The sequence below is a fragment of the Cohaesibacter marisflavi genome (assembly GCF_963665895.2).
In the GTDB taxonomy this organism is placed as follows: Bacteria; Pseudomonadota; Alphaproteobacteria; order Rhizobiales; family Cohaesibacteraceae; genus Cohaesibacter; species Cohaesibacter marisflavi.
Map to the genome: position 1 here is coordinate 2,575,708 of NZ_OY762534.1, position 20,382 is coordinate 2,596,089.

Annotated in this window: 19 protein-coding genes and 1 riboswitch; of the genes, 6 read left to right on the plus strand and 13 right to left on the minus strand. The window is 53.6% G+C overall.

Features of this window, described 5'->3' with window-relative positions; translation table 11 throughout:
* The 6 genes from ACKPCT_RS12740 to ACKPCT_RS12765 form a co-directional block, all read right to left on the minus strand.
* Entirely contained in the window at positions 1 to 795 is a 795-nt protein-coding gene (locus tag ACKPCT_RS12740; protein ID WP_319567066.1) for an ABC transporter ATP-binding protein, read from the minus strand.
* Entirely contained in the window at positions 795 to 1,868 is a 1,074-nt protein-coding gene (locus tag ACKPCT_RS12745; RefSeq protein ID WP_319567067.1) for a FecCD family ABC transporter permease, read from the minus strand. The genes ACKPCT_RS12740 and ACKPCT_RS12745 overlap by 1 nt, the downstream gene beginning before the upstream one ends.
* Positions 1,865 to 2,920, minus strand: a complete 1,056-nt coding sequence (locus tag ACKPCT_RS12750) for an ABC transporter substrate-binding protein (protein ID WP_210186704.1) — start codon at positions 2,918 to 2,920, stop codon at positions 1,865 to 1,867. Before ACKPCT_RS12750 ends, ACKPCT_RS12745 begins: the two co-directional genes overlap by 4 nt.
* Positions 2,921 to 3,148: 228 nt before the next feature.
* Positions 3,149 to 3,351: riboswitch (cobalamin riboswitch) on the minus strand.
* A 72-nt stretch (positions 3,352 to 3,423) separates the two neighbouring features.
* Positions 3,424 to 3,687 carry a hypothetical protein gene (locus ACKPCT_RS12755; protein ID WP_319567068.1) on the minus strand — a complete coding sequence of 88 codons (264 nt, stop codon included), beginning with the start codon at positions 3,685 to 3,687 and terminating at the stop codon, positions 3,424 to 3,426.
* Positions 3,684 to 6,197, minus strand: a complete 2,514-nt coding sequence (gene feoB, locus ACKPCT_RS12760) for a ferrous iron transport protein B (RefSeq protein ID WP_319567069.1) — start codon at positions 6,195 to 6,197, stop codon at positions 3,684 to 3,686. Before feoB ends, ACKPCT_RS12755 begins: the two co-directional genes overlap by 4 nt.
* Positions 6,187 to 6,462 (minus strand): FeoA family protein, encoded by a 276-nt coding sequence (locus tag ACKPCT_RS12765; protein ID WP_090071216.1) that lies wholly within the window; start codon positions 6,460 to 6,462, stop codon positions 6,187 to 6,189. The genes feoB and ACKPCT_RS12765 overlap by 11 nt, the downstream gene beginning before the upstream one ends.
* Before the next feature lie 262 nt (positions 6,463 to 6,724).
* Here ACKPCT_RS12765 and ACKPCT_RS12770 point away from each other — a divergent pair, with 262 nt between their 5' ends.
* Positions 6,725 to 7,039 carry a hypothetical protein gene (locus ACKPCT_RS12770; protein WP_090071218.1) on the plus strand — a complete coding sequence of 105 codons (315 nt, stop codon included), beginning with the start codon at positions 6,725 to 6,727 and terminating at the stop codon, positions 7,037 to 7,039.
* A 237-nt stretch (positions 7,040 to 7,276) separates the two neighbouring features.
* Positions 7,277 to 8,062 carry a DUF4198 domain-containing protein gene (locus ACKPCT_RS12775; protein ID WP_090071220.1) on the plus strand — a complete coding sequence of 262 codons (786 nt, stop codon included), beginning with the start codon at positions 7,277 to 7,279 and terminating at the stop codon, positions 8,060 to 8,062.
* A 151-nt stretch (positions 8,063 to 8,213) separates the two neighbouring features.
* Here the strand turns inward: ACKPCT_RS12775 and ACKPCT_RS12780 are convergent, their stop codons facing one another.
* The gene (locus tag ACKPCT_RS12780; RefSeq protein ID WP_090071222.1) at positions 8,214 to 9,074 is read right to left on the minus strand and encodes a helix-turn-helix domain-containing protein; all 861 of its coding nucleotides are present in this window, start codon (positions 9,072 to 9,074) and stop codon (positions 8,214 to 8,216) included.
* Between the two features lie 426 nt (positions 9,075 to 9,500).
* Here ACKPCT_RS12780 and ACKPCT_RS12785 point away from each other — a divergent pair, with 426 nt between their 5' ends.
* The 3 genes from ACKPCT_RS12785 (at position 9,501) to ACKPCT_RS12795 (ending at position 12,352) form a co-directional block, all read left to right on the plus strand.
* Positions 9,501 to 10,526 carry an L-rhamnose/proton symporter RhaT gene (locus tag ACKPCT_RS12785; RefSeq protein WP_319567070.1) on the plus strand — a complete coding sequence of 342 codons (1,026 nt, stop codon included), beginning with the start codon at positions 9,501 to 9,503 and terminating at the stop codon, positions 10,524 to 10,526.
* Positions 10,527 to 10,535: 9 nt separating this feature from the next.
* Positions 10,536 to 10,850: an L-rhamnose mutarotase gene (gene rhaM / locus ACKPCT_RS12790; RefSeq protein ID WP_090071226.1), complete on the plus strand. Its 315-nt coding sequence runs from the start codon at positions 10,536 to 10,538 to the stop codon at positions 10,848 to 10,850.
* 80 nt (positions 10,851 to 10,930) lie between these two features.
* On the plus strand, positions 10,931 to 12,352 hold the full coding sequence (locus tag ACKPCT_RS12795) for an L-fucose/L-arabinose isomerase family protein (RefSeq protein ID WP_319567071.1): 1,422 nt from the start codon (positions 10,931 to 10,933) through the stop codon (positions 12,350 to 12,352).
* A 153-nt stretch (positions 12,353 to 12,505) separates the two neighbouring features.
* Here the strand turns inward: ACKPCT_RS12795 and ACKPCT_RS12800 are convergent, their stop codons facing one another.
* The 4 genes from ACKPCT_RS12800 to ACKPCT_RS12815 all read right to left on the minus strand — a co-directional run bounded on the left by ACKPCT_RS12800 (position 12,506) and on the right by ACKPCT_RS12815 (position 16,330).
* On the minus strand, positions 12,506 to 13,156 hold the full coding sequence (locus ACKPCT_RS12800) for a GntR family transcriptional regulator (RefSeq protein WP_090071229.1): 651 nt from the start codon (positions 13,154 to 13,156) through the stop codon (positions 12,506 to 12,508).
* A gap of 189 nt (positions 13,157 to 13,345) precedes the next feature.
* Positions 13,346 to 14,635: a TRAP transporter large permease gene (locus ACKPCT_RS12805; RefSeq protein WP_319567072.1), complete on the minus strand. Its 1,290-nt coding sequence runs from the start codon at positions 14,633 to 14,635 to the stop codon at positions 13,346 to 13,348.
* Positions 14,632 to 15,144: a TRAP transporter small permease gene (locus ACKPCT_RS12810; protein WP_090071233.1), complete on the minus strand. Its 513-nt coding sequence runs from the start codon at positions 15,142 to 15,144 to the stop codon at positions 14,632 to 14,634. Before ACKPCT_RS12810 ends, ACKPCT_RS12805 begins: the two co-directional genes overlap by 4 nt.
* 190 nt (positions 15,145 to 15,334) lie before the next feature.
* Positions 15,335 to 16,330, minus strand: a complete 996-nt coding sequence (locus tag ACKPCT_RS12815; protein ID WP_319567073.1) for a sialic acid TRAP transporter substrate-binding protein SiaP — start codon at positions 16,328 to 16,330, stop codon at positions 15,335 to 15,337.
* Between the two features lie 617 nt (positions 16,331 to 16,947).
* Here ACKPCT_RS12815 and ACKPCT_RS12820 point away from each other — a divergent pair.
* On the plus strand, positions 16,948 to 17,985 hold the full coding sequence (locus tag ACKPCT_RS12820; RefSeq protein WP_319567074.1) for a DMT family transporter: 1,038 nt from the start codon (positions 16,948 to 16,950) through the stop codon (positions 17,983 to 17,985).
* A 201-nt stretch (positions 17,986 to 18,186) separates the two neighbouring features.
* Here the strand turns inward: ACKPCT_RS12820 and ACKPCT_RS12825 are convergent, their stop codons facing one another.
* Positions 18,187 to 19,242: a LacI family DNA-binding transcriptional regulator gene (locus tag ACKPCT_RS12825; protein ID WP_319567075.1), complete on the minus strand. Its 1,056-nt coding sequence runs from the start codon at positions 19,240 to 19,242 to the stop codon at positions 18,187 to 18,189.
* Between the two features lie 330 nt (positions 19,243 to 19,572).
* Positions 19,573 to 20,337, minus strand: coding sequence for an HpcH/HpaI aldolase family protein (locus tag ACKPCT_RS12830; RefSeq protein WP_090071239.1), 765 nt, complete (start codon positions 20,335 to 20,337; stop codon positions 19,573 to 19,575).
* Positions 20,338 to 20,382 lie beyond the last annotated feature (45 nt).

Below are 20,382 nucleotides of genomic sequence, written 5' to 3' on the forward strand. Positions count from 1 at the left end.
TCACTCAGCCAAAATGGTTGGCCTTGTGGCTGTAGGGGTTTCTGTCGGTTTTGGCACGACGACGGGAGCACCATCGATGGTGTGAATGCTAACCGGGATATCGTAGGTCGCCTCGATGAGCTTTGGAGAAATCTCCTCGACGGCCCCGCGCGCCAGAACGCGCCCGTCTTTGAGAAGCAGGAATTCATCCGCAAAGCGAAGGGCCGTGTTGAGATCATGCATTGTTACAACGGTGGCCGTTTTGCGCTCTCTCACAACAGAAAACAGGAGCGACAAGAGCTCAAACTGATTGCGCATATCAAGCGCGCTGGTTGGCTCGTCTAGCAACAGCAGGCGCGGTTGCTGAACAAAGGCTCTGGCGATTGAGACCTTTTGCAACTCTCCCCCTGAAAGCTCATCGAGATAGCGTAAACTCAGCGCCTCAAGGCCCAGACGCGCAATGATCTCTCCCACCATAGCGAGATCATGATCCTTCACGCGCCAGCCCATATGCGGCTTGCGCCCCATCAGCACGGCATCAAACACCGTGAGACGGGCAGTTTGCGATTTCTGCGCCACATAGCCCACCTTTGCGGCCAATTGTGGCGGCGTCAGGCAAAGCAGGTTCTCGCTATCGAGCAAAACGCTTCCACCTTTCGGTTTCTGGATTGCATTAAGGCACTTGAGCAAGGTCGTCTTGCCCACGCCATTGGGACCGAGAATGACAAGAATGCGGCCGGGTTTGAGGTCAAAGGCGATGTCATTGAGAATGGCTCTGTTGCGATAGGCAAAATGGAGATCCTGAACGTCGAGCATCAGTGTCGTCCTCCGCGTAAAATGAGCCACAGAAACACCGGCACGCCGAGAAAAGAAGTCAACACAGACACCGGCAGAACATTGGGCGACAGCACCAAACGCGCAGCCGTATCGGCAACCAGCAACAAGAGCGCTCCGCCAATCAGGCTGGCGGGCAAAAGAAAGCGATGATCCGCTCCGATGACCCTGCGCACCATATGAGGCACCACGAGACCGACAAAGCCGATGATACCGAGAAACGATATCGACACTGCGGTCAGAAGGGAGGCAGCAAACATGCTGAGAAGGCGCAAGCGTTCCACTCTCACACCCAGCCCTTGCGCGGTCTCATCACCGGCATCAATGGCATTATAGTTCCAGCATTGCGCGATAAAATAGATTGAGATCGGTAAAGTGACAGCGGCTATCAATCCGATGTCTCGCCAGGTGGCACGGGCCGTGTCGCCAAAGGTCCAAAAGACCATGGCTGCCAATTGCACATCATCTGCAAAGAATTGCAGGAACATGGTGCCCGCCGTAAAGAGCGAGCCCAGAGCCACCCCCGTCAGCACCATGACCTCGGGTGACGCCCCCCTCACCCGAGCAATCAGAGTGATGAGTGCCGCTGCAAGCAGGCTGAAACCGAAGGCAGATAGCGTAACGGCAACCGGATTATAAACTGCAACCGCGCCTCCCTCCGCCGACGGGATCTCCATGGCCCCGACGGCCATAACGCTCAGAGCGGCCCCGAAGGCCGCTGCGTGAGAAATGCCCAGAGTGAAGGGAGAGCCAAGCGGGTTGCGCAGTACCGACTGCATGGCAGCGCCGGACACAGCCAATCCAGCTCCGGCAAGCATGGCCGCCACAGCCTGCGGCAGCCGAATGCTCCAGACAATGATGTCGCTTCGACGCGGGGCGTCAGCCCCGATAAGGGACAAGACCACATCTTTGATTGGCACTGCTGCCGCCCCCAAAGAGAGGGCCGCAATCAGCGCAGGCACGAGCGCCAACAATAGAACGGCAATCACCAAAGCCTTGCGACGAATATAAAGGGCATAGCCACCCAAGTTGGTATCACAGGCCTTCAGCATCATTGGACTGGCACCTGACGGAAAACCAGGTCATCGAATATGCGATTCATTTCGTCAAACACAGGCTTACCGAACAGGAAGCTGTATATCTCATCCGCCTTAGAGACAGGATCGATGTCCGCGAAGCTATCTGGATAGACCAGCTTGCCGAGAAAATAAGCATCAGCAAGAATGGAGCCATAATTCTTGGTATAAAGCGCATAAGGCAGTGTGCCCCAAACCTGCCCCTTCTCTCTGGCGGAGAGAATTTGATAGGCAGGATCATTCATCAGTTCAGCCTGCCCACCGGCATCGGGACCAAGCTGTAGGGTTGCAAGATCAAGCAGAATGATCTCCGGATCCCATTCGATCAGCTTTTCCTTTGCAATGGTGGTGGCGTGCCCCCCACTCGCTTTCGCCTTGGATGCGGCAAGATTTTGAAGCCCCAGAGCAGCAAAGGGCGCATAAACCGGATCGGTGGATGCAAGCCCGCGCGACCCGCGGTAGGAGATGCCCCCGACATAGATGCTCGGAGCTTCCTTCTCAGACGCAGAGGCCCGCGCCTCAAGATCGGATCTTGTGTCCTTAAAGAAGGAGACCAGTTCGGCCGCTCTCTCTTTGCGGTCGAGCGAGTCTCCCATAATTTCCAGTGCCTGATAGAATTGCTCACTCTGACTATCAAGATCGCCATATTCCACGGCAATCACGGGAATATGCGTCTTCTGCTGGAGCACTTCCGGTTTCAGCCCAGAAGAGCCAACGGTCTTGAAGATGACCTGAGGAGCAGGATCGAGCGCCATGATCAGCTCCGGATTGTCCCGTCCCAGATGTTGCCCGAAAAGAGGCAAGCTCTTATAGGCTGGGGTCACCAGTGCGTAGGGACGCGAGTCAAAAGGCGATTTCCGTTTCTCCATTCCGTCGACCCCGACAACACGATCTTCAACGCCGAGATAAGTGAGAAGCCGCAAGCAGCCTGCGCCGGAGCAGATCACATGATCTACTTTGTCTGGAATATCATGCACGACCCCCAAGGTATCTTTGACGATACGTGCAGAAGCAGGAAGACTGAAAGACATAAGCGCCAAGGCGCAAGCAAATAGATATCGAATTTTCATAACATGGCCATTTTCAAGGAATGGAGGGAAGAAAATTCACGCAGATCCCAAAGTGGACCAAAGCCTTTGGCCACGGCGTGGTGCGAGCGCACAGCAAGCAGTCCTTGGCAGCAAGCAAGCCAAAAACGACACCAGTTTGAAAAAAGGAATACAAAAAAGACCTTCCTTCTGGAGCACCCCGCCCAGATCTGAATGAGTGGCATGTCGGCAGGTCTCCTGGCTCACAGGTCAATATGCTTTTCTACCTTCCCGGCTCAAACCAGTGGCAAAAGAGAAAAGCATTCTCTGTTTACAGTTGCGGGGGCAGCTCCGGATTCACGACAAGGCAAACGTCTTGCACGCACCGGATTCCCTTTTCATTCCTTTTGGAAACCGACATCCAATTTCTGTTGCAATTGCCTTGACCTGTCAATTGACAGATCAGCGCAGTCTCTCCTCACCGCACAAGCCATCAATAATAAAGGTCAAGGATCGTCTTTCTCGTTCCTCTCACTATTTGTGGGAAGAGGATCGGTGTTGAAGATGACTGGCCTTGCGGAACAGGAAGGACATCCATTGCCGGAGTTGGAAGGGCATCCATCACATACCCCGCGTTTTCGCCAGAGTTTGACATAGAGATATGCGATGGCTGCAACCACACAAAGGCCAAGCAGCAGAGCGTCCCATGAAAAAATATCGGTGCTTTCCAGTAGTCGGGAAGCTGCGCCCTCCGTCTGTTCCTGCATCATCCTGCTCCTGTCTGAATGACCGATTTGCGATCAAAGCGAGCGTCTCGCCTTTCTCCCAAAACGCCCACCAGAATCAACAAAGCAAGAGCGGCAAGATATATTCCTGTCATCATCTGGATACCGGAGATGTTCATCCATGTCCCCAGTGTGAAAACAAGGCTTGAAACCGTCAGCCCCAACACGGTGGGAAACAGAATTGAGAACAGCATCCATAAATAAGATCCGGTCTGGACCCTCACCATGACGGTCGTTGCAAGACAGGGGGGATAGAGGGCAAAGAACAGGATCATCGAGGCAGCCAGCAAAGCCGTTGCCCCTCCCGCCTTGGTCTCCTGCCCCATGCGCTGTTCCAGAGAGGCATTCTGATCTTCATCTTGCTGAAAGAGCACACCAAGTGTGGCAACCGAACTTTCACGCGCAGCAAAAGAGGACAGGAGCGCTACATTGATCTTCCAGTCGAAGCCGGCAAACTGTGTCACAGATTCCATTGACCGCCCGATAGCACCGAGGAAAGACCTCGTAATACGTTCTTCCTTCATTTCCCGCCGCAATGACTTGCGCGCATTGACCAGCCTTTTAAGCGCTAGACCGCCGGCCTTGGCGTCCTGATCTCCTTTCGGGGGTCTCACAAGAGGGTAAAAGTCTGCATTGCGCTTTTTAAACGCATCATTGACAGCCTTTGACCCAGCCGCCCCGCTCGCATTCAGCTTGGCGCGTTTATAGTCATTGTAATAGTTGACCAGAGCGACAAGATTTTCATCACTGGACAGGGCTTTGTAGGCGTTGTCCGCCATGCTTTCCTGAAAGCCGATGATGGCTCCCAAGCCTTCGGCTTTGAAATGCGCCATGCGGTCCTGCGACAATCCGGGAAACTGCAAAAGGGTGAAAACAACGATAGCCACCGCGATAACAATGGTTCCCACCTTCTTGATGTAGATCCAGGTGCGTTCCAGTGAGCGCTGGACGACGCCCCAAGCCGTGGGCGCATGATAGGCAGGCAACTCCATAACAAAAGGTGAGGTTTCATGCCCTTTAAGAACCGTCGTTGTCAGGAGTTTGGAAACAAGAAGCGCAAAGATGACCGTCATGGTTGAGATGTAAAACATCATCAGCGACTTGTGTTCGACGAAGAAAATGCTCAGCAGCAACGTATAGAGCGGCACCTTGGCCAAACAATTCATGAATGGTACGGCAAAAATTGTCGCCATACGCGCCCGATTATCCGGAATCCCCTTGGTTGCCATCACACCGGGTACGGCGCATCCCCCGGCAAAAACCCCACCAAGAATCAGCGGCAGCGTGCTTTGGCCATGCAATCCAAAGCGATGCAGCACCTTGTCGAGAATAAAGGCAATCCGCGCCATATAGCCGGAATCTTCCAGAATGGCGATCAATGCAAACAGGATCAGGAAAATAGGGACATAGTTGAGCAAGGTGTTGGCAGAATCAACCAGCCACAAGCCCAAGGCCCGCACATAAGGATCTTCAAGAAAGCCCGCGCTTGGGAGCAATCCGGCAACCAGCTCACGAAACCGCGCCAAATAGGGCCAGGTGTAGTTGGTCAGTTCATATCCCCAGACAATGGAGATCTGATAGATGAGATAAACAGTCAGGATGAGAAAGAGCGGCGCCGCCCACCGATTCAATACAACGCGATCTATGCGGCTTGTCAGGGACTCCTTGCCGCTTTCGTTCAAAACAACAACACCATCCAGCAGTTCGGCGATATGAGAATCTCGACTTGCAACAATATGGTCCGAGACGCTGATGCCCTTTGTCGTCTCAAACCTTTCCGACAGGGCTTGGGCAAAGCCCAGAATCTCCTCGCTTGCTGAGGCTTCTGCGTTCTCCTCAATCAAAATCCGAGCCTGACTGTCCTGCTCCAACAGCTTCAGGGCGAGCCATCGAACAGGAACCCTCCACTCGTCAACCTGCCTTTCCAAGTAGGCAGCAAGCTCGGAAATGGGGGCTTCAAGAGCTTCGTAGTCCACGGGGACATCAGGCAGTTGGACATTGGCCGCGCGCACCAGAACCGCATCACGCAGCGCGTCACGCCCTCGTCCACGGCTGCCAATTGTTTCGATCACCGGCTGCCCCAAACGCTCTTCAAGCGCATCTGTATCGATTGTCACTCCTCGGTCTGTTGCCACATCCATCATGTTGAGCACCAGCACGAGGGGAAGCCCCATCTCCAGAAGCTGAATAGTGAGATGGAGCGAGCGTTGCAGATTGGAGGCATCCACAATATTGACCGCGACATCTGGTCGCTCCCGCAAAAGATAGTCCCGCGCAACCCTTTCCTCGAGCGAAAAAGAGGTGAGGCTATAGGTCCCGGGCAGGTCTACGGCGACCACTGAAACGCCCTTGTAAACATACCGCCCGTATTTCTTGTCGACCGTCACACCGGGATAGTTTGCAACATGCTGGCGCGCGCCTGTCAGGCTATTGAAAAGCGTCGATTTTCCCGCATTTTGCTGCCCAGTTAAGGCAATGGTGATCTCACTGGTCATTGGCATCCTCACAGACTTCAATTGTGGCAGCTTCACGTCTGCGCAGGGTGATGTCTGTGGCACCAAGACGGAGCTCGATGGGATCGTTGAGCGGGGCAGCCCGCACGACCTGTACTTTGGCATTTGGCATCAAGCCAAGGTCCAAAAAGCGCTGTCGCACCGCGCCGGTGGCATTGTGGCGCCGGATCAGCACCAGTTCGCCGGGCAATATATCGTTTAGAGACAAGTATTTGGATAGGTTTTTAAGAGACGTATTAACGGTCATGTCGAGGCACCAACTTGTAGGAATAGACCCCATATTGGCAGGCCATCCGATCCGGTCACTTCGGCGGGTCCGCTATGAGATTGCGAATGATTACTATTTACAACAAGGCCTCACCTGAATAAAGTAAAAATTGAAAGAAAAACTCAACTTTTCTTTCAAATAACAGAATAGAACGATTCAAAAGAAGCGCCGGGCAAATACTTTTGAATATTTCTATATTTTTATTCTGCGTCAAACTGCCACAGTTACGGAATTTACTGACATGAAACAACTCACCGCGTTTTCTGCTCTGGCATTTCTTGCCATGACCAGTGTTTCTTTTGCCCATACGCCCCTTTGCTCTTGCTACGACAACGGAGACGGGACCGTGTTGTGTGAAGGCGGCTTTTCGGATGGCTCTTCAGCTTCGGGCGTGACCATGAAGGTGCTCGACAGTTCCGAGGCGCCTATCTTCGAAGGCAAGATGGACGAGAATAGCGAATTCGAGTTCGACAAACCTGATGGAGAATACAAGGTTCTGTTCGATGCGGGTCCGGGACACGCAATCGAAATCGACGGAAATGATATCGTCGAATAAAGCCCCACTGCCTCGATAAGACATCCGCCAACCCGGGCTGCGATCACCCAAGAAAATCTGACTATCTTCAATGGCTCTCGGCATTTCCAAGAGAGCCAACCGGATTTGTGCGCCTATGCAACACAGTCTGGAGTGTCGCTTGAGTGTGGTCCAGCCCCACCGGCCTTATACCGGCAAATCCGGCTTTCCGGGCAGCATCGATGTCTTCAACTCCCTTTCTCAAAGGAGCAAACACATATGAACAAGATATTTCTCAGCATGGCCATCGCCACCTTTGCGCTTTCCTCCACGGCACAGGCCCATTTCCAACTGCTCTACACACCAAAGACAATGCTGGAAAATCCGGAAGAAATTCCCATCAAACTCGTTTTCGGGCACCCTATGGAGAATGGCCACACCATGGACATGGGGCAACCAGAAGCATTTGATGTCTATTTCAAAGGAAAGAAGACCGATCTGCTCCCCACGCTGTCTCCCATAGAATGGAGAGGTGCGCACAATGAAGCCAAGGCCTACGAGAGCAGCTATGCCATCAAGCGAAACGGCGACTATATTTTCGCCCTGACGCCTGCGCCCTATTATGAGGAAAGCGAAGACATCTATATCCAGCAGATCACCAAAAGCTATGTCAACAAGGCCATGCCAACGGACTGGAACGAACCTTTAGGGCTTGCCACCGAAATCGTGCCCCTGAACAAACCCTATCAGAATTTTGTTGGCGGCACCTTTAGCGGTCAACTTCTCTCACAGGGAAAGCCCGCCGCCGGGGTGGAGTGTGAAATAGAATATATCAATCCCGAAGTCGATATCGAGCAGAATGCCTTTTCCGAGAATGCAAACGGCCCAGTTCCGGCAAGTGCTCTCGTGGCGATGACAGGCCCCAATGGCGTCTTTACTTTCGGACTACCCTATGCCGGAAAATGGGGTTTTGCCTGCCTCGGCTCAGGTCCGGAAACCGAGCACGAAGGCAAGGAACTTTCACAAGACGCAGTGCTCTGGATCGACGTGAAAGAATTCAAATAAAAACCAGCTCTGGTTTTGTGACCGTCGGGCCCATCGAAAAACGGTTGAAGGCGCTTGTCTGATCACACCATTTGCAACGCAGACCCGTGCTGCGCTGCAAATGGACTGATGAAAATTGCTCAATTGCCAAAGGTGAACGCCGTCCAAGGCTCTATCTTCTTTTCCGCCACTCCGTTGGAGACATCCCTTTTTCTTTGCTGAAAAACTTCGAGAAATGGAATGTATTGGCAAAGCCGAGAAGAGAGGAAATTTCCTTGATCGACTTGTCGGTATTGATCAGGAAATCGCAGCCTCTCTGAAGCCGGATATTGAGTTGGAACTGCTTGATTGATACACCGGTCTGCTCACGGAACAACCGTCTCAGATAGGAATAGCTGATGCCGAAATGGCGAGCCAGCTCATCCATATCCAACACTTGTGTGTGGTGCTCAAGCAGATACATCCGCACCGCGTCGACGATTTGTTCGTATTTGCGCGACACCTCCTCGCGAGGACGCGCCAACAACGACAGAAGCGAAAGCGCCAGCGTGGACAAAAGCGCCTGATTGTCTGTTGCCCCTTCCAGGGCCAGTTGATGAATTCGCACGAAAAGGTCTGAAATGTGCCCATTGCTATGCATCACGGGACGATCGGGCGATAACAGCCCTTTCTCCGTCAAGCTATCATAAGCTGCGCTCTTGCATTCAATCCAGTTTTCAGTCCAGCCCGTGGTCGGGTCAGGCTCATAGCGATGCCACTCCCCGGGGAAGAGCACAAATATATCTCCCGTCTGGATCGCCACTCTGGTGTGCTCGGGCCCATATTCAAAGGTTCCCTGCCCTGCGCTGATATAGACGATCTGATAGGCCTGCAAAATACGCCCGTTACGCCAATCAAGATGATGATCATCGGGGTGCCTGCGCGGCGGATAGATGCTGCCGGGTGGAATGACCGTGTGCCCCATGGAGATCGCGGTGCATCGCCATGCATCGCACAATCCATTGTCCGGCAAATAGACAAAATAGTTCCGCATCGATCCTCCCCAAAATCATTTTTGATATCATATGGATCATTTTGGAAAACATAATTAGTAGTAATACTTATTATTCCGGAGCATCGAGATGCGTAAGCTTTACCCAGCTCGCAGTTTGGGAATGGAGTTCTGCGAGCTATCAAAAATAGATGCGATACAGTTCGTGGGAGGAACTTAGCAGAATGAAATCTGGCGTGATTTAATCCGGCAGCCGCACGTCATAAAGGCAGACGGGCTTGTGCAAACACAGGCACCAACAGGGAAGTCTTGTCTTTTGGCCAGTCGGCCGCAGCAATAAATCGCAGAAAGCAACCATCCTAAAGGCCTATTCTTGTAATTGCGGCTTTTCGGAAAGCGTGGATGCTATGTCCGTCTGCTAATCCCTTGTCTCTGCGACCCTGTCATATGTTGCGAGGAAAATGGGAAATGGAATACTCGGCTAATCTGGGGATATTCTATCACTTGCTGGGAGCCCTGGCGGCTTCCTCATTCTACATTCCGATCTCTCTGGTCAGAAACTGGGAGTGGGAAGCCTCTTGGTTTCTCAATGGCATAGCATCCTGGATCATCATGCCAATTTTGATATCTAGCCTGCTTTTGCCAGACTTGGGAGCCTTTTATGCGGCCATTCCAGCCAGCGTTTTGATCAAAACCTATCTTCTGGGTGCGCTGTGGGGCATTGGTGGCCTGACCTTCGGCATGACCATGCGATATCTGGGCCTGTCGGTCGGCTATGGCGTGGCTATCGGCATTACGCTTGTTGTCGGAACCCTCATGCCCCCCATCGTCGATGGTCAAATCGGGCATTTTGTCTCGACGACCTCAGGCTTGATCGCTCTGGGCGGTGTTCTTCTGGCCGTGGTCGGCATCTTCGTATGCTCTCAGGCTGGACGACGCAAGGAAGCGGAAACCGGCGAGAAAAGCGACGAATTCAACCTCAAGAAGGGCATCATTATCGCAGTTATCTGCGGTGTGCTGAGTGCCTTCATGGCCTTTGCCATCGAAGCAGGCCAGCCGATGCAGAATCTGGCGGTCGAACTGGGTGTCGATCCGCTTTACCAGATCATGCCAAGTTACGTGATCATTATGCTGGGCGGCTTCACCACCAACGCCGTTTACTGCATCTACAAGGCCCGCCAGAACAATACGGTCCAGAAAATCCGCCAGGATCGCAGCGGTCTGGTTCGCAATACACTTCTGTCAATGGCTGGTGGCGTGATCTGGTATCTGCAGTTCTTCTTCTATGGCTGGGGGCATGTTCAGATGGTCGGGTCCAATCTCGGCTTCATCAGCTGGACCCTTCATATGTCCCTTCTCGTCTTCTGCGGCGGCCTGTTCGGCTTCCTGATGAAAGAATGGGTCGGCAGCAGCGCAATCACCCGGCGTGTCCAGTATGCAGGCATGGGGGTCATCATCTGCTCCACCATCGTTATCGGCATTGCGGCCAACTAGGAGGATCTCATGAAACGCGAAGCATTCAAGATGAAGCTGATTGGCGATGTTGCCAAGGACTATCAGCGCCGCCACGCAGAGATCTGGCCAGAGCTGGTCAAACTGCTCAAGGACGCAGGCATCTCCGACTACGCCATCTATTTCGACGAAACGACCAACGAGCTGTTCGCGGTTCAGAAGGTCTCCGGCGAGGCTGGAGCCGCTGATCTCGGGGCAGAGGAAATCGTTCAGAAATGGTGGAGCTATATGGCCGATATCATGGAAACCAACCCCGATGACTCGCCGGTTTGCATCCCGCTCACTGAGGTCTTCTACCTCGCCTAAGTCCCGCGCCAAGGAGACGGTCGCAGTAGCAGGGCCGTCTCTGCTCATAGCAAAGCAATTAATTATCTGGAGAATTTCACATGACAAACCTCAAGCTAGGCGTATTCGGTATTGGCCTCGATACCTACTGGCCCCAGTTTGACGGCCTCAAGGCACAACTGGAAGGCTATCTCGATCAGGTTGGCCAGAATATCGCCAAATCCGGCGTGGAAATTGTCAATGGAGGTCTGGTTGACAGCGTAGAAATGAGCGAAGGCGTGGAAGACCAGTTTCGTAACGCGTCCGTCGATGCCCTTGTGCTTTATATCACGACCTACGCGAAAAGCGGCTCCATCCTGCCGCTGGTGCAGCATATCGCCAAACCGGTTCTTGTTCTTGCCTTGCAGCCGCAAACCCGCGTTCCAGTCAATGAAATCAATAGTGTGGAAGATCGCGGCATCCGCACGGGTCAATGGCTTGCCCATTGTCAGGCTTGCACGGCACCAGAACTGGCCAATGTCTTCAATCGCGCAGCCATTCCATATGAAATGGTGGTGGGCTATCTTGATGATGAAGCAAGCTGGAACGAGATCTATGCCTATATCTCTGCGCTCAAGACGGTAAAGGCTCTTGGCACCACCAATGTCGGCATTCTGGGGCATAATTTCCAAGGCATGTATGACACCTATTCGGACGTCACCAACCTGTCTTCCCGCCTTGGCATCCGCTTTGACATTCTGGAAATGTGCGAGTTGCTCGAATATCGCAACGCCGTAACGCCAGAACAGAAGAAAGCCAAGGTTGAAGAGCTGCACGCAGTGATGAAGGTCGAGGATAGCTGCGATCCTGCCGAAGTGGACCGCGCCGTCGTTACGTCCTGCGCGCTTGATCGGCTGGTTGACGAACATGGACTGGGGGCCATGGCCTACTATTATGAAGGCCGCCCGGCATCGCCTGAAGAGAATATCATCACCTCGGTCATTCTGGGCAACACCCTGCTCACGGCCCGCAATGTGCCAGTTGCCGGAGAAGGCGAGATCAAGAATGTTCTGGCGATGAAGATCATGAGCCTTCTCGGTGCAGGTGGCTCCTTCTCAGAGCCCTATGGCATGAATTTCGACGAAGATCTGGTGCAGTGGGGCCATGATGGTCCGGCACATCCGAAAATCGCCGAAGGAGAGGTCAAGCTGGTCGAGCTTCCGGTCTATCACGGCAAGCCGGGCAAGGGTGTTTCCATTCAGATGTCCGTTGCCAATGGGCCGGTCACCTTCCTGTCCGTGGTGGAGAAGCGCACAGGAGAAGTGGTGCTGCAATATGCTGAAGGGCAGTCGGTTGCCGGTGACGTGCTGGATATAGGCAACACCAATTCCAACTACAGCTTCCCCATCGGGGCAAAGGCCTTCACGAAGACCTGGAGCCTTGGCGGCCCGGCGCACCATTGCGCTATCGGGGTCGGCCACAAGGGAGCCGAGATCGAAGCGATTGCCCAGATCCTCGGGATCGAGACCAACCGCATCTGCTAGGTATCAGAAGCAACAAAGAACATCTTCCCGTTGCAACCAGACTTTTGCAACGGGGATTTTTGGCAGAAATACCATAGAGCCGGGACCTGAGTGAGGCCCATCAGAGCACCAGACTGACAATCGGAATGCCGCAAATAGCAAGAATGCCGGAGCCTAAAGCCCCAGCGCCCGATGCAGCGCAGCTGTCAGATGCTTCTCGATAGCAGAGGCAGCGGCGTCAGGGTCGTGGCTTTCCAGCGCTTCAATAATGGCCATATGCTCGGTCATCACCTGACGGAAGGTGCCCGGTGTTATGAGCGTCAGATGTCCGTGGGCCAGCCGGATCAACTGGATGCGCTGATTATTCATCGCATAAAGCCAGTCGACCAACTCATTGCCGAGCGAAGACACAATGGTGTCGTGAAGGCTGTCATCTATGCCTTGCGCATCTTTCAAAAGATTATCGCTGGGCCCCACCTCATCGACGCGTGCAATAACCGACCTATGAACCTCACGCAGCTGGCTGATCATGGCTTCGCTGGCGTTGCCTGCGAATTTGGCGGCCGCTTCCTTCTCGATCATCATGCGTAACTGATAGGTGTCGCGAATGAACCGCAAGCTCACTTCGACGATCTGGATGCCACGCTGCGGAGCGATCTGGACAACCCCTTCCAGCTCTAGGCGCAACAAAGCCTCCCGCACAGGCGCAAGAGGGACACCGGTCATTGTCGCCAGTTCGCGTTGCGAAATGAACTGGCCGGGTTTTAGGTCCCCCATCATCAGATGGTGTTTGAATTTTTCGTAGGCTTTGTCACTAAGCTTCATGGTCTGCTTGTTCCGGGACCCTGACGCACCATTTCAGATTCTTAGCAGAGGAGCATGAAGGCCAAACATCATTGGGTCATTCGCGTATCTAGTTACCCATTCGAAACAGCCGGGTCAATCCCGACAGGCGGGGACATCATGAGCCGCCAGACCAAAGCATGACAAGGTCTGGCGACAAGGTTCGAAAGCCTAGCCCCCCAACCCCAGAAGATGGGGCAACCAGGTCGTGAGGCTCGGAATGCAGGTAACCGCCCCCAGAACCACGATCAGAGGGATCAGGAACGGGATCATCGCCCGGATAGCCCGCTCAGGCGGCACATCAGCAATTGATGCGGTCAGAAACAGCACGACCCCCACCGGTGGCGTGATTGTGCCGATCATCAGATTGAGCACGAACAGCACCCCGAACTGGGTCGGGTCGATGCCATTGGCCATGGCCACAGGCACGAAGATCGGGATGAGGATCAGCATCGCCGCGATAGCTTCCATGAAAAGCCCGACAACCAGCAATGAGATGTTGACGATCAAAAGGAAGATCAATGGGTTATGCGAAACGTCTGCCAACAGAGAACCGACCATGAAGGGAATACGGGCAACTGAAAGCGCCCAGCCGAGCAGGCCGGCAGTCATCACCAGCGCCATCACCAGACCGGTGGTCTGAACCGTGCTGAGAATAACCTGAGGCAGATCGGAAAGGCTGAAATCGCGATAGACGAGGCCACCGACCACCAGCGCGTAGGCTGCCGCAACAACCGCGGCCTCGGTTGGGGTGAAGACACCCGACATGATGCCGCCGAGCAGAATGACCGGCGTCATCAAGGCAAAGAAGGCATCACAGAAGGCCCGGCCAACCTCACACAGCCCGGGGAACTTGTCCCGAGGCAGATTATGACGTTTGGCAATAGCCCGAACCGTCACCATCAGCGCCAGCGCCATCAAAAGGCCTGGCACGATAGCGCCAACGAACAGTGACCCGATCGAGGCTTCTGCCGTCACACCATAGATCACCATGGGCAGACTTGGCGGAAGAATCGGCCCGATGGTGGCCGAAGCAGACGTAACGGCAACCGCCAGATCAGACCGATAGCCAGCATCCTTCATCGCCTTGATTTCGAGCGCGCCCAGCCCGCCAGCATCGGCAACCGCAGATCCGCTCATACCGGCGAACACCACACTGGCGATAATGTTGGCGTGCGCGAGCCCGCCCCGCATCCAGCTCGAAATAACCGAGACGAAGCGGAAAAGACGGGTCGTGACACCAGAATAGTTCATAACGTTGCCCATCAAAATAAAGAAAGGCGCAGCCAGAAGCGGGAAGGAATTGGCAGCCATGACGATTTTCTGTGGCACGGCAAGCGCGGGAATCCCATTGATGACAATGAAGGCCGTACCGGCCAGACTGATGGCAAGATAGAGCGGGACGCCGATGATGATGGCGATGAACCAGATCGGCAGGATCATGAACATGGTTTCAGTCATGAGCGCGCCTCCCCGTTCTCTGAAGCCTCTTGGGCTGCTTCAGGTACAAATAGGTCGAGTATCTTGACCAGAGAAACCAGAATGGCCACAGCGGCGAAAACCGGTACGATGGCGTAGACCACGGCAAAAGGGAAAAACAGACTTGCCGTGCTCACCGTGACGTTGCGCAAGGTGATGGCATAGCCCTCATAGAGCATGACGCAAGAGAAGATGATCGCCGCAATTTCGATGAAGAACAGCATGATCTTGCGGTTGCTTTCCGAAAGCCGCCCGATCACGGTGGTAATCACGATATGCTGATTGTTGCGGCTCGCCATCAGCCAGCCGATGAAGCACAGCCAGATAAAGGCATATTGTGCAAATTCATCACTCCAGACGAGCGGAGAGTTGAAGAGATAGCGGAGAATAATCTGCGTCATGACAACCACAAACAACAAGGTGAACAGCACGATGGCAAAACCGCTGAGAACCTTGAAAATGGCATCGACGAGACGGCGTAGAGAAAACAAGATGGCCTCCTCGGATCCGGCGCATATCCTTCAGCATCAGACTGACGGGGCGACTGACTGGCAGCCAATGGAACACGCCACATTTTTCAACCGGATGCGCCATCCCGCGAAATGATAGGGGCGTGTGTCCGGTATTGTCTTGAAGAGGACGGGCGCTCAACTGAACGCCCGACCGGAGAATGAAGGGGGATTACTCCATATTCTGGAGTTTTTCGTAGGTGCCTTCACCCCAAACTTCTGTGAAGAGCGGCGGGACCGCATCAACCGTAGCCTTGCGGAAGCTCTCAACGTCCGGCTCGATCACGGTGACGCCACCGGCCTTGAATTCGCTGATCAGACTGTCTTCCTGCTTCATGATTTCTTCGTTGGCCCAGGTGCTGGCTTCCTTGACTGCATCAGTGATGATGGTGCGGTCTTCTTCGCTAAGGCCCATCCAGAAATCATTGTTGACGACGACCATACGCGGCGTGCGGATATGGCCGGTCAGGATGATGTATTTCTGCACTTCGTTCAGCTTGCCGGACTTGATGGTCGGCAGCGGGTTTTCCTGACCATCGACAAGTCCCTGCTGCAGGGCAAGATACAACTCATTGAAGTTGATCGGCGTCGGCTTGGCACCCCATGCCTTGGCCATGGCCACAAACACATCATTCTGCGGTACGCGAACCTTGAAGCCTTCCATGTCAGCAACGGTCTTGATTTCCTTGTCGCTGGTGGTCAGGTGGCGCGTACCGTAATAGAGCGCGGAAATGGCATGCATACCCGCTGGAGCGAGCTGTGCGTTGATTTCATCAAGCATTTCGCCATTGAGAACAGAGATCATCTGCTCTGGTGTCTTCCAGATGAAAGGCGCTTCGACGACAGAAATCCATGGCACCCACTGGCCGAAGTTGGCGGCCCCTTCGGTTACAATATGCTGCACGCCGGAGCTGACGGCTTCGATCATGTCGCGGGAGCCACCGAGCTGACCACCCGGGAAGGACTGGATCTCGATCCGGCCATCACTCTTCTTGGAAACGATGTCTGCAACCTTGTCGATCATCATCACCTGAGGATGCGATCCGCCAACGACGTCACCCCAACGGATGGTCACATCGGCCGCATTTGCAGGCATGGTTGCAGAGACACAAAGCGTCATTGCCGCAGCAGCCACAAGGCTGGCGGGTGAAAAAATCGAGGGCTTCATTATTTCCTCCCAGAACTAATTACCTCTAAGCGCAATCGCATGGGGCGACCGCGTGTATGGACTCGACCCGACAATTCCTCCACGAGCCGATCTGGCCACTATAGACATGATCAAATCACTCATTCAAGAGCAAAAGTACCACTGATCTACTACTGATATATTATTTCTCGAAAGGCCCTACCTGCATCGTTTCAACTCCGTTGAAAGCCGCGAGGTATCCCAGCCGCTGCGTGGAAAATGGTAAAAATGGGCAAAGCTGCTCTTGGGGAAAACGGATTTCCCCAACAACCTTGCTGGCAGACTATGAATGTCTGCACGCGCATCTTGAAACTGCCACGAACCGGAGTATTAATCGCGCCAGTCGGGTTGGCAGGGGAAAAGCAGAAAACAAGCCAACTCAGAAAACAAGCCAACTCTGGCGATCCGATCCCGGATCGACTCGCCTTCGATAGTCCCTTCATGACATGATCAAGAAGACACCTTGATCTTCCCATCAGAAGAGTAACACGGTTCGCTTTCCTAAGGCCCGTATAGCCAGCCTTTCACGGTCTCCCTGCCTGCAGACCAGCGTGAGGGTTTATCGGTGATTGGCCTGGCCGAACTTGAGGAGCAGGGCGATGACGCTCACAAAGAACACCCCAGAGGCCAACGGCACTGCAATTTCCGTTGAACAAGACACATCCGCGGCAAATAACACCAATCAATCGATGACGGTTGCGGCTCCGGTGCTGGGCATTGGTCTCAAACTGGCTTCCACTCTGGTGTTCAGCATCATGACCGTCACACTCAAGATCGCCTCGGAAACGGTGCCGGTCGGCGAAATTGTCTTCGCCCGCAACTTCATCGGCCTGTGGCCCGTGTTACTGATGGTCGCCTTGCGGGGAGAACTGGGCGTTGCCTTCAAAACCAATCACCCATTGGGGCATCTGGGCCGATCAGGTATCGGCATAATCTCGATGATGTTCTCTTTCACCGCCTATGCCCTGCTGCCTCTTCCTGATGCCACCGCCATCGGCTTCGCTTCACCGCTCTTCGTCATCATATTGGCCTTCTTCATTCTTAAGGAAAAGGTCCGGATCTATCGCTGGGGAGCTGTCGGGGTAGGGTTTCTTGGCATCATCATCATCCTTTCGCCTCACATGGGCGCAGGAGAGATGGATAGCAATGCGTTCATAGGCTCCATGTGCGCGGCAACATCGGCCTTCCTTGGGGGCCTTGCGATGATTTTCGTACGCAAGCTTTGCGAGACAGAACGAACTTCAACCATAGTTGTCTGGTTCCATGGGGCGGGCACAGGGCTCGCCCTCTTCTCAATCCCCATCGGCTTTGTATGGACAGACTGGGCCTGGGTCGTGCCGGACATGAAAAGCCTGATGTTGCTGGTCATAGTTGGTATTTCCGGTGGCATCGGACAAATTCTGATGACCCAGAGCTATCGGTATGCAGACGCTTCAACGATCGCCCCATTTGACTATACCAGCATGATCTGGGCCGTGCTTTTCGGTTATCTTCTATTTTCCGATGTGCCGCTGCCACAGGTTCTCATTGGTGCCGTTGTGGTGATCTGTGCTGGCATTTTTGTCATTTTCCGCGAACATGCCTTGGGACTGGATCGGACAAAAGCCCGCAGGGCCTCCACTCCATCCAAATCATAACATCCGTGACGACAAGGAGAGCTGCGGCTCATGCTTAAAGGAGGTTCGGGCCTTAACGCAGGTCCGGATCATCCTGCAGAGAAACAAGATCCCTCCCCTTCCAACGCAATGGTCTATCCCCTTTGGCGCATTCCCTCCTGCATGAGGTGATTGGCAGCCAGGTTGACCACGGTATAAAACCGGAATGATCAGATGCGCAGCTTAGTCGGCCAGTTTGACGCTTTTGCGGATAACAAGATCTCCAGACAACAGCACTTTGACCGGTGGTTGCTTTTCGTTGGCGACAATCAAATCATCCAGAAAGCGAATAGCCATGGCACCAATGCGCTGCTTGGGCACATTGAGAGACGTGAGCGGCGGGTCAAACATGCTTGCCATCGGCAGATTATCAAACCCTACGACGGAAATATCGCCGGGCACAGAATAACCAAGTTCACGCAACGCCCGAATGAAGCCGAAGGCGATCACATCATTGGCACAAAAATAGGCGTCTGAAAGTTTCTTGATGTTGGAGAGCTGCTTGATGGAATCCGCGTAGGCTTCCTCTATGGTGGCGCAGACCGAAAGAATATTCTCCTCTTCAATCTCCAACCCATGCGCGTTCATGGCCCGCATATAGGCTTCATGGCGGAGCTTGAAATTATTCACCTCAGAGTAGCTGCTCACAAGACCAATCCGCCTAAATCCGTTGGAGGCGAGGTGCGCCAGCGCAAGATGCACCAGTTGTTCATTGTCCATGTCGATAAAATTGCCATCAACGAACGGACGATATGTATCGATGATGACATTGGGGACGCCGCAGTCATTGATCAGATGAATGTCTTCATCACTCAACTCGGTTCCCAGAGCGACGATACCACGCAGGTCGGACTTAGAAATTTCATCGATTATCGATGCAACATCCACTGCTTCATGCGAGACAACCTGAAGCGAATAATCGCGTCTGGTGGCTTCATAGGACATGCCGTCAATATAGTCGGATATGAAGACGTTGTGATCTCGGTTCAGGGTCTGCCCATGGCGCACAATCTTGAGAAAGCGGACAGCATTCTGCGCATCAGAAGCATCAGAATCCGCATTGCTGCGCTCTCCACGCGGAGTGTAATTCAATTCGGCCATGGCACGCAGCACATTCGCGCGCGTATTCTCTGAGATTTCACCTTTACGATTAAGGACAAGAGACGCGGTGGTAACCGAAACACCTGCATGTTCAGCAACCTGCCGCAAAGTTGGGTTTTGTTTAGGCCCAGCAGCCATTCGCGTTTTTCCTCTCTCGCTTTGCCCTCGTTGACCGAACTAAAATGTTTTTTAATGCATCTGGTTTCTATGAGCAAATATTAAAATTATTGAACATCACTAAACAAAAATATGTAATTTCTACTGAGTTTTCATGCTATTCACTAAATTTCAGACGATCATCAATCGCCGGTTTGACGGCATAATCTTTTTGTCTCCGCCATGCATTTGCCAAACACTACAGACAGGGCAGGAACCCCTTCCAAACAGGGTCGGGAGGGGCTTTCGTAAATGTCCTTGCCAGCATCCGTCGGGAAGACCGGCACGGCATCATATGGCCAGAGATGAAGATCAACCGACCTCGTTTTTCATCTCTTCATTGGCAGCTTTTGCTGCTTCCATGAACAGCCCGATATCACCCGGGCCAGCAAGAAAGTTATGGCCACGCCCCTTCAACTCGGCGAAGCTCCAGCGAGGACGCTTGACTGTGCCCATATATTTGCCGGCAGCCTTGATTTTCTCTTCAGCTTCGGCGGCAAGAGCCTCGGCATCATCTTCACCCAGTTGCTCCAGAAGACCGATGGTGCCAGCGAGATCGTTCGGCCCGATAAAGAGCATTTCAATACCGTCCACCTCGGCGATTTCGGCAATATTGGGCAGCGCATCCTTATGCTCGATCTGACCGATGACAAAAACCTCTTCATCAGACGTTTTCAGATAGTCGGTCTTGGCCCCATAGTGAGAAGCCCGCCCGCATGGTGCGGCATATCCACGGGTGCCGGTTGGTGGATAGTGTGTCGCCGCAGCAGCTGCCTCTGCAGAAGCCTTGTCGCAGATCATCGGGATCATCAGGGACTTGATGCCAAGCTCGAGAATCCGTTTCAGGTAAACCTGATCATTCCACGGGACGCGCACGACAGCATGACCGCCAGCGGCTTCAACGGCCCGAACCATGTTGACGGTCGCTTCCAGATCAGCCGGTCCGTGTTCGTTGTCGATGAGAACACAGTCCCATCCCGCCCAAACGGCAGCTTCAGCCAGTGCAGGAGAGGCCAGTTCCAGCCAGATACAGCGCACGCAGCGCCCGGTTTTCAGTTGTTCTCGCAACCAGTTCATTTTGTACCTTCTTTCAGTTACTGGCACGCGGTTTTTGGCTCTCAA